Genomic DNA, 15,877 nt, shown 5'->3' on the forward strand with positions numbered 1-15,877 from the left:
TTACGATGTGGGGGACGCCACGGTGTCGATGATGCGCACCGGCGTTCCATCCTTGAGCCGTCCCTGGCCCTTGACGACCACCGAGTCGCCGGCACTCACACCGCTGATGATTTCGACCCGGGTGCCGGCACTCAGGCCAGTGGTCACGTTGCGCTGGACGGCTTGGCCCTTTTCGATCACGAAAACGAACCGCTCGCTGGTGCCCGGCACACGAACGATTCCATCCGCCGGCATCACCGGGCAGGTGCGGGTTTGCATGAGGATCGATACCCGGGCGTACATGCCCGGCGTCAGCCGGCCTTGCGGGTTGGCGATGCGCACCTCCACGTCGGCCGAGCGGGTGGCCGGATCTACCGTGGGACTGACCAGATCCACGCTGCCATCGAATACCGTGTCGGCAAAAGCATCCAGTCGAACCTGAACCACCATCCCCTTGCGGATCCGGGGCAGGTCTTTTTCGGTCACCGGGAAAACCACCTTGACGGTCGACTCGTCGGTAATGCTCACGATGGGCATGCCTGGTGCGGCCAACGTTCCGGGGTCCACATGGCGAACGGCAACCACCCCGCCGGCCGGTGCCCGGATCGTGTGGTTTTCGCTTTGCACCATCAACTGGTTGATCACTGCCCGGGCACGCTTGACCTGGGCGTCGGCCAGCCGGAGGGCCTGCTGGGTGGTAGTGAATTCAGCCTGGACATGATCCACCTGCTGGCGGGCCACAGCTTTTTCGGCCAACAGGTTTTCAAGGCGCTGGCGATCCTTTTTCAATACGTCCAGCTTGGCCCGGGCCTGGGCCCGGCCAGCCGCGGCCGCCGCCCGTCCGGCCCGGGCTTCGGCCAGCCGGGCATCGATCACATCGCGCTGGAGCGTGGCGACGATATCGTCCTTTTGGACGCGATCGCCTTTTTCCACGGTGATGGTCTCGATGATCTGGCCAGGGACCTTGGAAAACACATGCACCGATACCGCCGGCTGAATGTTGCCGATAAGCGCCAGCCGATCGGCCAGCGTTTGCTCGTGAACCTGAATTACCGCCACGGGGACGGCAGTCGCCTCCTGGGGCGCTGTTTTTCGGGGATTCAGCAGCTTAAATGCATTGAAGCCGGTGAAGGCGGTGAATCCAATGATCACGACAATGGCCCATACCCGCCCTGTTTTTCGTTTTGCGGTTGGTGATGATTGCATGATTAGGTATTCCTCATAAACAATAATGGAAACAAAAATCGGACAACCGGGTCATTTATGGGGCAACCGGCTCCAACCGTCGGCCCACGGCCCGCTCTAGTTCAGCCATGGCCGAGTGGCAGCCATAACCGGCAACGAAATAGTTCGTCTTCGCTTGGGTCAATCGTGTGGTTGCATCCAGCACATCCGTGGAGGTCGCCATCTGCTGAGTATAGCGAAGGTTGACGATACGTAAGTTCTCTTGGGCCTGGACCAGGGCGGCATCCGCCGTGCCGACATTTTGCCGGGCCACCTGCAGGCGGGTGTAGGCATCCTTGACCTCCAGTTGCATGGCCTTGCCAACCGACTTGATCTTTTCTTCCAAGGCGCGTTGATCGTGGCGGACCCGGGCCTCCTCGGCGCGGGTTTTGCCCCATTCAAAAAAGGTCCACTGGGCTTGAAGCCCCACGATAGCGTTGTGCTGATTATCGTAATTGTTTTGGGTGGCCGCCCAGTCGTCTCCCCGCTGCCGGTATTGCCCGACCAGGGCAACGGTCGGATAATTGCCGCTGCGGGCCAGCACACGTCCCAGTTCCAACTGCTGCCGGGCCAGGTCCAGGGCTTTTAGTTCCGGTCGATCCTCAAGTACCGCATCGAGCAGAGCAGTCAGATCGGGCGTCGGCCCACTGGCGTGCGGATCGATTTCCGCCACCTGCGTGGCATGGTCAATATCCAGATCGAGAACGGTGTTGAGGGCCGAAATGGCCATCTGACACTGCGCCGCCTGGGCCACGCGCTGCTGTGCGGCATCGGCCAGGGCCACGTTGGCCTGGAGTTGATCGTGGTAAGGAATCATGCCCTGTTGATAAAGATGACCGGCATTGTGGGCATGGGCACGGATGCTCTTTTCCGCCTGCTGGGCCACGGTGAGTATCTTTTGGGCCAGCAGAACATGGATATAGGCCAGCTTGGCCAGCTTGGTCACATCCTGTACGGCAATGATACTTTCTATCTGGCGGGTTCTGACACCCAGTGCGGCCATTTTCAAACGGGTGGACAGGGCAAAGCCGGTGAAAAGCGGTTGGGTGAGGGTCAGGTTCCAGGTGGTCAGGTTTTTGTCGGATATGGTTTTTTGATGGCTTTGGGTGCCGGTGATGATACCCAAATTGGGATCCACGGTGTAGGCATCCACCCACATAAAGGGTTGGTCCTTGAACCGGGTGTACGTGTATTCAGCCGCTGCTTTGGGTAACAGGTCGGCTCTGGCACTGTCGCGGCCGGCTTCGGCGGCCCAGGATTTCTGCAAGGCCGATTTGATCAGGCGATTGTTGGCGATGGCCAGCGTCACGGCCTGGTCCATGGTCAATGGATCAGGTGGCGGCGGTTGGGCGCTGCCTGGGGAAAAGGCCAACAGGCAGACGAGCAAAGCGAGAGTCGATAAGCAGGGCCGTGTGATCAACTTAGCCATCGCTTTCACCCTTTTTGATTAAAATACCATTAAAAAACCGGCGGTATGTCGCCTGAAGATCCTCCGGCTGCCGGTCGGGGTCTTCCAGGGCCGCCATCACCAGGGCGTTGGTCATGCCGTCCAGGGCCACGGCATACAAATAGGGGTCCCCATCCACGAAAATTCCCTTTGACATCCCCCCAGCGAACAGACGGCCGGCGATCTGAAGCAACCCATCATACTGGGCGCGAATCTCCTGGGTCAGGCTGGCGCGCAGGGAGAACCCGGCGGTGGTGGTTTCAGAGAGGTACAGGCGAATGATCGCGCTGTTTTTCAGAAACAATTCGAATTTTTTGGCGTGGGCCTGTTGCAGCAGGGTCAACTCATCGGCATCCTGATTGAGCACGCCCAGGATTTCATTGTGCAGCTCGTCGGCCTTTTCGCGGATCAGGGCCTGGTAAAGGTCCTCTTTGTTGGCAAAAAAAGTGTAGAGCTTGCCCACCGAGAATTCAGCGGCCTGGGCGATCTGCTGCATGGTCACATGGTGGAACCCGTTTTCAGCAAACAGATGCAAGGCCGCCTCCAAAATTTCCTCTCGATGGCGGGCGTAACGTCTTTCTTTACGTGTCATTTCAGAATTTTGCATGCTTTTCTTAAAAAATTTGAATATAACGTCGAAATTTGAATATATCTTCATATTTAGAAGTAACACTCGTATTTCGGATTTGTCAATTCAAAACAAAAGGGCGGCGATGGAGGCGCAATAGCTAGCGCATCACAGGCGGATCAGGAATTTTGGTGAAGGGGAAAAAAAGAGACCGGGAGGCTAAGGATGGAGCATGAAATCAACCCTCATGAAAATCGGAATAGCTATGGGCATCGGAGAAGGCCGCCATTGCGGCGGCAATCGATACCCATAGCGATTCCCACAAGAAAGAACGATCAGGGGGCGGCGTAGGTGGCCAGGATGCTGCCCGTGCGGGTTTCCAGCTCGATCCAGGCCTGGCGAAGCGCCACCAGGGCCTGGGCCAGATTGCCCTGAGCGGTGGTCAGATCCTTTTGCGCTTCGTTGAGGCGAACCAGGGACCCCTGGCCGGCGTTGTATTCCTTTTCCACCAGATCGCGGGTACGCTGCACCAGATCCACATTTTCACGCTGCAGGGTCACCTGGGTCTGGGCCGTGGCTACAAGGGCTGCCGAACTGCGAATATCCGAAGCGGTTGATAGAATCAATTCTTCCAGATTTTTTTCCAGCTCCACCTTTTGATGGCGGGCCTCGCTGACCTTGGCCTTGGTGTATCCGCCGGAAAACAGATTGTAGGAAAGGCCCAGCGCAACGCGGTTGCCGAAGTCATCCTGGCCAAAATGGATGTCGCCGCTGCGTTCACCCTCCACGCTGCCCGACACCACCACCGAGGGGTAATAGTCAGCCTGGGCCACCTTGATCTGGGCCTCGGTCTGCTTGATGCCCCACTGGACCTGCTTAATATCGGGCCGGCGATCCATGGCATTGGTGATCAATTGGTTCACCTGTGGGGTGGACAATTCAGTGGCGGTTTCAGGGGCAAGGCGGGCCAGTTCGACGTGATCGGGCAGCCGGGCTTCGGAAAGCCCCATCAGGGCGGCCAAGCCGAACAGCGTAATTTTGTACTGGTATTCTTCATTGATCCGTTTGGTCTTGGCCTGATTTCCCCGTACCTGAAAGTTGAGCACATCGCTGAGCGACCCGGTGCCCACCCGCTGGCGGGCCTTTGCATCGTTCAGCTGGCGCTGGTTGAAGGCTTCGTCGGCCTTGGCGATGGCGATGTTCTCCAGGGCCAGTTGGGCGGAAAAATAGGATTGGGCCACGGAGGATATCAAAAGCCGCTGGGCGTCCTTCAATGCCGCCGTACTGTTTTTCTCTCCATAGCGGGCGGCCAGATTGGAGAATTTGCGTTCAAACCCGTTAAACAGAATCCAGGACGCCGTCAAATCCGCATTATAGTAGTCATCCGGGTTGTCGATGGTGGCATTGGGATTAAAATAGCGGACGGTGGCCATATTTTCTTCGTAGGTATTTGTCGACATTTCCACCCGCGCCGCAGAGGCGTTGGCATCCAGGCTTGGCCAATAGGTGGACCGGGCCTGGTCCACCTGGGCCTTGGCCTGATTGACCCGGGCCACGGCGGCCATGAGACCGGGATTGCCGGAAAGGGCGATGGCCACGGTGGTGTCCAGATCCAGGGTTTCAATGGTTGCCCAATCAACGGCCGAACCGCTTTCCATGCTGTCTTTTACGGAAGACGCCTTTGTTTGGGTCTCCTGGGCAAGGATTGCCGGGGGGCAAGCCATGCTCAACCAAAAAAAAGAAACGACCAACCATGCACTGCATCTTTTCATATTTTCACTTACTCCTCACATCGTATTGTTGAAGATAGGCACTTTGACTGTTTAGGATGAAAATACGCCACATGCAACCCCGACAAGGGCTTTCCCAATTCAAAAAAATCGACAAGCTTACAGCAAGGGGCATCAATTACAGACATCCACGGACGGCAGTGCCGGCCGGTCGCCAGGCTCCTCCGCCAATGGATGATTGTACCGGCTGCGGGCCGGTTCGACATCCAGGCGTTTGGGCCAGTTGCCGTAACGGATGCGATACACCAAAAGGCGCAGATCACTGAGAATGGCCAGCAAGCTGGGGATCAGGACCAGGGTGAGCATGGTGGCGAAGACCACCCCGGCGGCAATGGAAAGGGCCATGGGAATCAGAAACTTGGCCTGAAAGTCGGTTTCCAGGATCAATGGCGCCAGGCCACCCACGGTACTCAAGGTGGTCAGGAAAATGGCCCTGAAGCGTCGCATGCCACCGTGTAAAATAGCGTCGAAGAATGGCATTCCGCAAGCCATGTTTTCGTTGATGCGTTCAATGAGCACGATGGCGTCATTGACCACCACCCCGGTCAGGGCCACCATGCCGAACATGCTCATCATGGACAGGTCATACCCCAGCACCAGGTGGCCGATGATTGCACCGATAATTCCAAAGGGCACGGTAAACAGGATGATAAACGGCTGGGCGTAGGATCGGAATATGGTGGCGATGATGATAAAGATGCCGAGCACGGCCAGGGGAAAACCGATCTCAAGACTGCCCAGGGATTCGCGCATTTTTTTCTGTTCGCCCTGAAGGGCGACGAACAGACTGGGATATTGTTTTTTCAGCTCCGGAAAATAGCTGGCCGACAGCTCGGCGAAAATTTCGTTGGCGTTGGCCCGCTTGGTGTCCACGCCGGCACTCACCGCCACCCGGCGCATGCCGTCGGTGCGGGTGATGGTTGAGTAACCGGGCGCAAAGGTGACGTCGGCCACGGACATGAGCGGGACTTCGAAACCGCGGGCGTTGCGAATGCGCACCTGTTCCAGGTCCGAGATCCGGCTGCGCTCGTCGGCGGTGTAACGTACTTTTACCCGTACATCATCGCGGCCGCGTTGCAAACGTAAGGCTTCATCGCCATAGTAACCGGCATAGACCTGCCGGGCCAGGTCCTCCACGGTCAGTCCCAGGGGGCGGGCTTCGGGTTTCAAACGCAGGCGCATCTCGTTTTTTCCCGGTGAAAAGTCGCTGCGAATCTGATAAACGCCGTCAAATTGCCGGAGCCGGTCCATCAGATCATCAGCCGCAGCCAGAATCACGTTCATGTCCTGGCCCTGGAGCCATACTTCGATGGGATCACCCGGCGGACCGGCTTCCATGCCGGCAAAGGTCAGGGATTTGATTCCCGGCAAAGTCCCGATTTCTTTTTCCCATTGCACCATCAGGTCCTCGGAATGGATGCCGCGCAATTCGGAATCGAGCAGAATCGCCTGCACCGACCCGTAATTGGGACCGATATCAGGTATATCGCCAAGGGTCTGGCCCACTAAGGTGAGACGATCCTTGACCAGCGGGTCGCCGCTGCGGGTCGGGTTGTTTTTTTCCAGGCGCAGCAGGGCGGCTTCGATCTGGGCGATGGCGCGCCGGGTAACATCCGGCGGCGTACCGCTGGGAAATTCCACTGTGGCGGTCATGATAAAGCCGTCCATTTTGGAAAAAACCTCGAACTTGATGATACCGCTTCGCACCAGTCCAATGGTGAGCAGCAGGACAGCTATGGCGGTGGCCAGTGAAATGTAGCGCCAGTGCAGTGCCTGGCTCAAAAAGGGTAGATAAACGCGGGCGACGAATTGCTCCATCCACCGGGCGGTGGTGATCTGGACCTGGGACAGTCGCTTAAACAGTCGATGCCCTTTGGCCGTGGACTGGTTGGGATCAGGCAGGTGGCTCAAATGGGCCGGAAGCAGGAACAGGCACTCCACCAATGAAACCACCAGGCAGGCGATGACCACGGCCGGCAGGATGGAAATAAATTTACCCATGATCCCACCCACATAAAACAGGGGCACGAATGCCACAACGGTGGTCAATACCGCAGCCACCACCGGCATGCCCACTTCGCTGACCCCATCGATGGCAGCCTTTAAGGCGGGCTTGCCCTGCTTGCGATGCACATAGATGGCTTCTCCCACCACGATGGCGTCGTCCACCACAATCCCTAAGACCATGATCAGTCCGAAAAGGGAGATCATGTTGATGGTACCGCCCATTGCCCAGAGAATCACCAGTGCGCCGGCAATGGAAATGGGAATTCCCATGCCCGCCCAAAAAGAGAGGCGGGTGTTGAGAAAACACCATAGCAGCAAAAAAACGATGCAAAGACCGATGATGCCGTTTTTCATGAGCAGATCGATGCGTGAGCGCAGCATTTCGGTATTGTCATATAGCATTCGGATATTGGCGCCGTCGGGGACTTGCTCCTGTTTGGCTGTAATATATGCGTTGACGGTTTTGGAAATTTCCAGGGCATCCTCTTCGGGCGTTTTATAGACCAGCAGCAGCACCGCGGGTTCACCGTTGATGCTGGCTTTGATGGGATCCTCGGCAAAACCGTCGTTGATTCTGGCCAGCCGGTCCAGCGTGATCACGTCGCCTTCCGGCGTGGCCAGGACAATGATGGAGGCCAGTTCCTCACCGGTGTATTTCCTGCCCATGGTGCGTACCCGGATTTCCTCCTCACGGGTACGGATGGTTCCACCGGCCAGGTTCAGGCTGCTGCGGCGCACGGAGGACGCCACTTCGTCGAAAGAAATCCCGTACTGGCGCAGCCGTTCTTCAGACACTTCGATAGCAATCTCGTAATCGCGGGCACCGAACGTGGCTACCTGGGAGATGTTGGGCAGTTGCTGGATTTCATCTTTTATGGTTTCAGACCACTCCTTGATGCGCCGTTCGGACATATCGCCGGACAGATAAAGCAGGGTCACCAGATCCTTGAGCAAAAGCTCGCTGATGACCGGTTTTTCCGCATCCACCGGAAAGGTGGAGATGGCGTTGATCTTGGTGCGTACCCGATCGAGCACCTCGTCTATATCGTAATCTTCCTGGACTTCGATATTGGCCGTGCCCAGGCTCTCGGCGGACTGGGTGGTGTATTGCTTGATCCCCTCAAGGCCCTCGATGGCCTCTTCGATCTTACGGCTGATTCCTTCTTCTACCTCCTCCGGATCGGCTCCTGGATAGGGTACCGAAATGGTGATCATGTCCAGGGAAAACTCCGGAAATGTCTCACGGATCATGTTGGCCGTGGCGATGTAGCCGGCAATGAAGACCAGCACCAGCACGATATTGGCGAACACGGTGTTGCGGGCAAAGGCGGCAAGTGTCTGTTTCATGAGGCAGACTCCTTTTTAGCGACGGGCGGTTTTCCAGCAGGTTGTTTTCCAATGGCGTCGACGAATTTCAGCAGGCTGTTTTCCAACGGATCGATGAGCCGGGTGACAATCACCGTATCGCCCGATTTGATGCCCCATCCCACATACACATACTCGCCTTGGCTGCGTACCACGTCGACCATGACGGTTTTGAGCCGCTTGTCGGCATCGGCCAGGTAGACCTTGTTTTCAAAGGTGACCGCCTGGCGGGGCAGACGGACGACCTGCGTTAAGGTCCGCCCGGGAATCTCCACCGCACAGAACATGCCTTCGACCAAGGGCAGCGTCTGGTCACCGCCGGTGGCTGCGTCCGCTGTGATCCGCACGGCCACGGTAAGGGTACGGGTCTGCTGGTTGAATTCGACCACCCGGTTCAATGTGCCGGTCCATACGGATCCGGCCTTGTCCTCGGTCCAGCGTATCGTGCATGCAACCGGTTTCAGCCGGCCAAACCAGGCCGTGGTCTGCGGTTCATTCAGGGTTTTATCAAATTGCAGCCATTTGCGGGCATCACGGCTATCCAGGGGAACCTGAATTTCCAGCAGCGTGTCATCGGCCAGGGTCAGTACCTGCTGGCCGGGGGTGACATATTGACCGGTTTCCAGGCTGACGGATTTGATGCGGGCATCAAACGGTGACCTGACCTCGCAGCGGGCCAGATTGGCCTCGGCCATGGAAAGGCGTGCCTGGGCAGATTGCAGACTGCTTTGCGCCTCGCGAATTTGCAGGGGGTAGAGACTGACCGCCTGGGCCATCCCATCGGCCTGATCTGTGGCGCTGTTGTAGGCCCGCTCCGCCTGGTCCACACCAGAACGGGTGCCCACCCGATCCGATTCGAAAAGCCGGTGTACGCGTTCAAACTCGGTTTTGGCCAGTTGGGCGCTGCGTTCGAGGGTTTTCAGCCGCCGGGTATCGATGGCCAGCTGCTTTTTCAGGCGGGCCACGGTATTTTGCCACTGGGCCACACCGGCCTTGGCCTCCTGAAGGCCGGCGATGTAGTCAGCGGGATCGATGCGAAATAAAATGTCTCCTTTGGAAATGATCCGACCGGTTTTAAGGGTGGGATGGGTGGCGACCACCCGGCCGGACACTTCCGGGGAAATGGTAACCTCGGTCAGGGCCCGGACCTGACCATATCCGGTGATTGTCACCGGGTAGTCCTGGGGCATGGCCGTGGTGGTCTGTACCGAAATCGCCCGCTCCTTTTTTTTCGCCTCGGCCGGGGGCTGTTTCAAACTGGCCAACCCGTTCATCCCCGCCCAGCCAAAAGCGATAATCAACGTGCAGATCACAACGCGAAGAATCACATGCTTTTTAGATTTCTTGTCTTTTGATTGGATTTCCATTTGTCCACCTTAATTATTTAGCGGAAAGATGTTTTTTTTCTAAAACCTGTTTAATGTGCTGGAGCACCTCGCACCACTTTTGGGTGGTTTCCGGCCCGACCGCTTCGACCAGCTCTACAAACGATCCCAGAATCATTTCCTCCACGTGGGCAATTATCTCAATGGCTTCCGGGGCCACGCGGATTTCCACCTTGCGGCGGTCTCGCTCACACGGGGTGCGGGTCAGCAGTCCGCGTTCCACCAGTCGGTCGACCATGGCCGATACGGATGGGGGGGAGACGCCAAGGAGTTTGGCCAGTTCCGATACGGATACCTCCTCCCGGACCCGTACCATCAGAATCATGTTTATCTGCTGGGCACTGAGCTCTCCAAATGCGGTTGCCTTGCCTTCTTCCATACAGGCCGCTGTATACGTCCGCATGACCATGTCGTGAACCATTCTGCCGGTGGTGAAAATGGTGCGCGCACTGGCTAATGTCTCGTTGTTTTTCATAGAACCTCCAAACGTGGAAACGTGTGAAAGCCTGAAAATACGATTTCCTAATTTTTTGTCAACAAAATAATTAGTTATTCTAATTAATAGGATCTTGAACTATCTTAGTTCACTATATAAACGATACACGGATTACCCCGCATTGGCTTGTCGCGGGCGTAACAAATTGTAACCAATTGTTTCGGTAAACCCAATCCACGTCGTTCTGGATGATAGTGGCACGCTAATCCGCTAAACCGTTATTTTGTTAGAAAACGATGTGTCCACCCATTTTTGCCGTCCGTGTTGCTAACGGTTAAAGTAAGTCCGGCGAAAGCCGATATTGAGCTCAATAGAGGGATTTAACCTTTCTTTTCGTAAACTTGGAACAAATCGCGAGTATCGCGATGCGGATAAAAATATGGCCCAGAAGAAGAAAAAACCGCTGATTCTTTGCGTGACCAGCGGTAAAGGCGGTGTGGGCAAGACCAGCTTCACCGTAAATTTCGCCATCGCCCTGACCCGTAATGACAACCGGGTGCTGATTGTTGATGGTGACATGGGACTGGCCAATGTGGATGTGCTGCTAAGGCTGTCGGTAAAGCAAAATATTCGGGACATCCTTGAAAGCGGGGCCGACCCCAGGCAGGCGCTTATTTTTGTCCGTCCGGACCTGGCCGTGCTGCCGGGCAGTTCGGGGGTGCCGGAGATGGTCGCCCTGGGGGATCACCAGCAAAACCGTCTGGCAGCGTTTATTCTCGAGGTTGCCCAAGATTTTGACTACGTGATTATCGATACGGCCGCCGGCATCGGTTCGTCGGTGCTCTGGTACAACCGTTTTTGCGATCGGAACATCTTTATTCTCAGTCCGGATCCGACCTCCATGACCGATGCCTACGCCCTGATCAAGCTCCTTTCCAGGGATCACGGCATCAACCGGTTCAACCTGGTGCTCAATTTTGTGCAGGGCGCGCGGGAAGGCGAGCACACCGTGGAGACGATCAAACGGGTTACGAAGCGCTTTTTAAAGCTGGAATTGGCTCACCTGGGAAGCATTCCGGAAGACAAATCCGTCAAACGGGCGGTTCTCGATCAGGTTCCGTTTATCGAACAAACACCGGGCAGCAAGGCGTCCCGGGCGATTCATGACCTGGCCCAACGGGTCGATATGTTGATTTGATGGTGTTTTGGCGCATACGTTCGAATCGATTTGTCCGCCGCCTGATCCTTGCCGGCGCAATCGCCGGTGTATTGTCCGTGGCCGGCTGGGTTGGGGCTGCCGACGGTAATTCCATGGTCCTTGAGCACAGCCATTGGCTGGTGGTGGGGGCCGTGGTTTTCATTTCGGCTATTTTTTTCGGCTATCTGCAGCAAAACCGCATGGTCAGACGAAAAACCAATGAATTGCGGCGTGAGCTGTTTGAGCGCCAGATGGCAGAAAAAGAGCTGTTGGCCTCGGACCAGCGGCTGCGGCAGTCATTGTCGGAAAAAGAGGCGCTGCTCAAGGAGATCCACCATCGCGTGAAAAACAATCTACAGATCGTTTCCAGCCTGCTTTATCTGCAGGAAGACGCCATGCAGGATCCCAAGGGGGTGGAAATTTTACGGGAAAGTCAAAACCGCGTGAAATCCATGGCGCTGATCCATGAACAGCTATACGGCACGGACAATCTGGCGAAAATCGATTTCGGGCGCTACGTGTACAGCCTGACGGCCAATTTGTTCGATGCCTATGGAATCGATCCGGCATGTTTGCGTTTAAAGATCAATGCCGACGATATTTCCCTGGGGGTAGATATGGCCGTGCCCTGCGGATTGATCGTCAATGAGCTGGTGTCCAATGCCATCAAGCATGCCTTCCCGAACGACACAGGCGGAACCATTGAAATCATGATTCGAATGGTCAGCACCGGCCAGATGGAAATCGTGGTGGCCGATGACGGCGTCGGTCTTGAAACGCCGTCCCCTAGTCCGCATTCGACCTCGCTGGGGTTGCGTCTGATCGATACGTTGACCACCCAACTGGATGGAAAACTAAGTGTTGAAACCGACAACGGAACGCGGTTTGGCATTCTCATCAATATCCCTGAACCAAATAAAAAGGACCATTGACATGACAAAGGCGACCATACTGGTGGTGGAGGATGAAGGCATCGTTGCCCAGGAGATCAAAAGCCGCCTTGAAAAAGCAGGGTATTCGGTATGTGGCGTGGCCCACGAAGGTGAGCGGGCGGTTGCCGATGCCGAAATGATGACACCCGATCTGGTGCTGATGGACATCCGTCTCAAAGGAGACATGGACGGCATCGAAGCGGCCGGCTTAATTCGGGAGCGGTGCAACATCCCGGTGGTCTATCTTACCGCCTATACCGATTCGGCTACGCTGGAACGTGCCAAAGTCAAAGAACCGTTTGGGTATGTGGTCAAACCCTTTGAAACCCGCAGTCTGATGGTTTCCATCGAGATTGCCTTGCACCGCCACCGCAGCGAAACCGAACGAATCTACCGTGAAAAACTCGAAGCGGTGCTCGAAACCGCCGGCGCCGTCTGTCACGAGCTCAATCAACCCATGATGGCCATTTCCGGTAATGCGGAATTGCTGATGGGCATGATTGAACCCAGTGATCCCCATTACGAAAGAATTTCCAAAATCAGATCCCAGGTCGAACGGATGGGCGCCATCACCCAGAAGCTCATGGGCATTACCCGCTATGAAACCCGCCGATACACCAGCGGCGAGCGAATCGTGGACCTGGAAAAATCATCTACCACATTTGATTAACCGTCATGGCCATAGGGCCTTCGCCGGCGATAGACGATTCGTCCCATCCGGATTAAATGGCGATAATAATGAAAACTGCCCAGAACCAACGCGCCGCCGATGGCGGTGTAGACAACCGCCAAATAGTGACGCGCAAAGGGAAGATGGCGCAGGGTGCTTCCCAGGGCGATCATGAACACAATGATCAGATAACTTTTCCAGGCCTGGAAGGCAAACAAGCAGCCTCGTTCCGGCAGGGCCTGCAATCGATGGATATTTTGTTGCGCCAGGCGGCCGAAGCGTTGGCGCAACACCCCGACGGTCAGCAACAGTCCAGCCACCCCATATCCCATGCCCCGCAGCCATCCTTCCGGTACCAGCCAGCCGATGGCAGTGATCCCCAGCATCAGGCCCACCACGCTCCACATGGCCGCGCTAGCGGCGAATAGCCAGCATTTGGGCACCGCTGGTTTGAAATGTCCGATCCTTATCAATGCCAGTTCCATCTTTTTTTGTTTATTGTCCATTCAGATTCTGGATGGACAATCGTTATTTTGTGAGCTGGTAGTACCATATCCCCAAGTATTCGTGAAGGGCGCAGGTGGTCAGGTACAGCGTTGACGCACGCGGTAGCAGACGGTGCCAGCGGCCCGATTGATGGTTGTTTCCAAAAAAGTTGGCGGGAAACGGTATGCCCGGTATTCCCACGCTGTTGAAGGCGATCAACACCCGTTTCAGGTGATAGGCGGTGGTCAGTACAATGGGCCGGGTAAAGCCTTCTTGGCGACAGATGGCGGCAGTGAAGCGCGCGTTTTCAAATGTATCGCGTGCCATTTCCTCCTTGATGATCGCCGTTTCCGGAACCCCCAAATCCATCATAAACCGTGCGGCCACAGTGGCTTCGCTGATATCCGCATCAGACCAACGTCCACCGGTAATAATGATGGGCAGCCCCGTTTGCCGATACAGCCTTACGGCGGTGACGATCCGCCCCATCATGATCGGGGTTGGCGTGGCGATTCCGGTCAGATCCGGGACCCCCTGGATGGTCCCGCCGCCCAATACAACAATCACATCTCCGGTGACAGGGACCTCGAAGGAAAAATCCGCTTCAAGCCCTTGAACCAGCCGGTTGGCCACCAAAGAAATGGACAGGGCGTACAGAGCAATACCAAGCAACAGATTCAATAAGCCCAGGCGAAAGTGGCGGCGTTTCAGGCTGACCAGACCGATAATCAGTAAAAACAGGATAAAAATTCCCGGTGGCAGGATAAACGGCGTAACAAGCTTTTTGAATGTGAACAGCATCGGTTACATCACCGTCAGCAAAATGTTGACAGTGCCTCCAGAGGTTTGCTATTTGGATTCTATCTTAATTTATATTTGCCAGCATGAAAGGCCAATTGCTGTGATACTGTATATCATCATTGCCGCGGCCGCCGCAACGGACTCGGTCCCTTGACAGATCGGCGGCAGTAGCAACGAAAAACGTTAAACCACCGAACATCATTGGGCCGGACCCGACACCGGCCCGTTTCGTTTCAACCCCCGGGCCGCTGAGGATCGGGGGTTTTTATTTCCCGGCCCTTGAGAACCCGTGAAGGAGAAAAAAATGGAAGAGAAACCCATAGTCCGTTTTTCAGACCGTATGTCTCACTTGCCACCGTATATTTTTGGCATGATTAATAAAATGAAGATGCAGCGGCGCTGGAACGGCGAGGATGTCATCGACCTGGGCATGGGCAACCCCGTGGACCCGGCCCCGGAAACGGTAATCGGCAAGCTGTGTGAAGTGGCCCAGGATCCCAAAACCCACCGCTATCCGGTTGCCGGTGGCATGCGCAATCTTCGCCGGGAAATCGCCCACTACTACAGGCGCAATTATGCGGTGGATCTGGCCTCGGAAACGGAAGTGATCTGCACCATCGGCTCCAAGGAGGGAATTTCTCACCTGTGCCTGGCCCTGGTGGGACCGGGAGATACCGTACTGGTGGCGGCCCCGGCCTTTCCCATCCACGTTTATGCGGCCGTGATTGCTGGTGCCAATGTGATCCGGGTCCCCATTGCCTCGGAAGACGAATTTTTAAAACGCATTACGACCATGTGCGAGAGCCTGACTCCCGGACCGCGACTGCTTTTGCTCAATTATCCCCACAACCCCACCGGTACGCTGGCCTCCAAGGAATTTTTTGCTGATATCGTGGTTCTGGCCAAGCGTTACGGATTTATGGTGGTCAATGATTTCGCCTATGCCCGCATCACTTTTGACGGCTATACGGCCCCCAGTTTTATGGAAGTCGATGGCGCCATGGATGTGGGGGTGGAGTTCGGTTCCTTTTCCAAATCTTACAATATGGCCGGCTGGCGGGTAGGCTATTGCGTGGGCAACCCGAAAATCATCGAGGGACTGGGACGCATCAAGGGGTATTATGACTATGGCATTTTTTCTCCCATCCAGATTGCCGGCATCGTGGCCATGCGCGATTGTGAAGATGATATTGCCGTTCAGGCCCAGCTTTATCAAAACCGGCGCGACGTGATGTGTGAGGGATTGGAGCGTATGGGCTGGCCCGTGGAGAAACCCAAGGCCGGCATGTTCGTCTGGGTCAAGATTCCCGAGCCGTGGTGCCGGATGGGATCGGTGAAATTCGCCGTCGAGATGATGGAGCGGGCCAACGTGGCTGTGACTCCTGGTGCCGGCTTCGGTGAAGAGGGAGACGATTATCTGCGTCTGGCCCTGGTGGAAAACGAAAACCGCATCCGTCAGGGACTCCGTCAGATGCGGCGGGCATTATCGGAAATGGAAAAGTGATTCGGTTCTTAACACTTAACACTGGTCCATAAACAAAAAGCGGGACCGGAAGGTCCCGCTTTGATGTTGCCTGATGGTGTCAGGC

At 56.0% G+C, this 15,877-nt stretch carries 13 protein-coding genes; 4 read left to right on the forward strand and 9 right to left on the reverse strand.

Annotated elements, in window-relative coordinates:
* From Dvar_RS00855 to Dvar_RS00885, 7 genes are all read right to left on the reverse strand, one after another.
* Positions 1-1,185, reverse strand: coding sequence for an efflux RND transporter periplasmic adaptor subunit (locus Dvar_RS00855; RefSeq protein ID WP_419659838.1), 1,185 nt, complete (start codon positions 1,183-1,185; stop codon positions 1-3).
* A 55-nt stretch (positions 1,186-1,240) separates the two neighbouring features.
* Complete coding sequence (locus Dvar_RS00860) at positions 1,241-2,632, reverse strand: TolC family protein (protein WP_419659839.1); 1,392 nt, start codon at positions 2,630-2,632, stop codon at positions 1,241-1,243.
* A complete protein-coding gene (locus tag Dvar_RS00865) occupies positions 2,625-3,242 on the reverse strand; it encodes a TetR/AcrR family transcriptional regulator (RefSeq protein ID WP_419659840.1) in 618 nt (205 codons plus the stop codon). The genes Dvar_RS00860 and Dvar_RS00865 overlap by 8 nt, the downstream gene beginning before the upstream one ends.
* A 311-nt stretch (positions 3,243-3,553) precedes the next feature.
* Positions 3,554-4,990, reverse strand: a complete 1,437-nt coding sequence (locus Dvar_RS00870) for a TolC family protein (protein WP_419659841.1) — start codon at positions 4,988-4,990, stop codon at positions 3,554-3,556.
* A 132-nt stretch (positions 4,991-5,122) separates the two neighbouring features.
* Positions 5,123-8,362, reverse strand: a complete 3,240-nt coding sequence (locus Dvar_RS00875; protein ID WP_419659842.1) for an efflux RND transporter permease subunit — start codon at positions 8,360-8,362, stop codon at positions 5,123-5,125.
* Positions 8,359-9,747: an efflux RND transporter periplasmic adaptor subunit gene (locus Dvar_RS00880; protein WP_419659843.1), complete on the reverse strand. Its 1,389-nt coding sequence runs from the start codon at positions 9,745-9,747 to the stop codon at positions 8,359-8,361. Before Dvar_RS00880 ends, Dvar_RS00875 begins: the two co-directional genes overlap by 4 nt.
* 13 nt (positions 9,748-9,760) lie before the next feature.
* Positions 9,761-10,240, reverse strand: coding sequence for a MarR family winged helix-turn-helix transcriptional regulator (locus Dvar_RS00885; protein ID WP_419659844.1), 480 nt, complete (start codon positions 10,238-10,240; stop codon positions 9,761-9,763).
* Positions 10,241-10,640: 400 nt separating this feature from the next.
* Between Dvar_RS00885 and Dvar_RS00890 the strand changes: the two genes are divergently transcribed.
* The 3 genes from Dvar_RS00890 to Dvar_RS00900 are packed head-to-tail and all read left to right on the forward strand — an operon-like array spanning position 10,641 to position 13,001.
* Positions 10,641-11,399, forward strand: a complete 759-nt coding sequence (locus Dvar_RS00890) for a MinD/ParA family protein (RefSeq protein ID WP_419659845.1) — start codon at positions 10,641-10,643, stop codon at positions 11,397-11,399.
* Complete coding sequence (locus Dvar_RS00895; RefSeq protein ID WP_419659846.1) at positions 11,399-12,331, forward strand: sensor histidine kinase; 933 nt, start codon at positions 11,399-11,401, stop codon at positions 12,329-12,331. Before Dvar_RS00890 ends, Dvar_RS00895 begins: the two co-directional genes overlap by 1 nt.
* A 1-nt stretch (position 12,332) precedes the next feature.
* Complete coding sequence (locus tag Dvar_RS00900; protein ID WP_419659847.1) at positions 12,333-13,001, forward strand: response regulator; 669 nt, start codon at positions 12,333-12,335, stop codon at positions 12,999-13,001.
* On the opposite strand, the gene Dvar_RS00905 is transcribed toward Dvar_RS00900, so the two are convergent.
* Both Dvar_RS00905 and Dvar_RS00910 read right to left on the reverse strand, forming a co-directional pair.
* A complete protein-coding gene (locus Dvar_RS00905) occupies positions 12,998-13,507 on the reverse strand; it encodes a hypothetical protein (RefSeq protein ID WP_419659848.1) in 510 nt (169 codons plus the stop codon). The two genes, Dvar_RS00900 and Dvar_RS00905, sit on opposite strands and share 4 nt — an antisense overlap.
* A gap of 22 nt (positions 13,508-13,529) precedes the next feature.
* Positions 13,530-14,288 carry a YdcF family protein gene (locus tag Dvar_RS00910; RefSeq protein ID WP_419659849.1) on the reverse strand — a complete coding sequence of 253 codons (759 nt, stop codon included), beginning with the start codon at positions 14,286-14,288 and terminating at the stop codon, positions 13,530-13,532.
* Between the two features lie 304 nt (positions 14,289-14,592).
* Between Dvar_RS00910 and Dvar_RS00915 the strand changes: the two genes are divergently transcribed.
* Positions 14,593-15,792 carry an aminotransferase class I/II-fold pyridoxal phosphate-dependent enzyme gene (locus Dvar_RS00915; protein WP_419659850.1) on the forward strand — a complete coding sequence of 400 codons (1,200 nt, stop codon included), beginning with the start codon at positions 14,593-14,595 and terminating at the stop codon, positions 15,790-15,792.
* The last annotated feature ends 85 nt before the right edge of the window (positions 15,793-15,877 follow it).

This window comes from Desulfosarcina variabilis str. Montpellier, assembly GCF_048565275.1.
In the GTDB taxonomy this organism is placed as follows: Bacteria; Desulfobacterota; Desulfobacteria; order Desulfobacterales; family Desulfosarcinaceae; genus Desulfosarcina; species Desulfosarcina variabilis.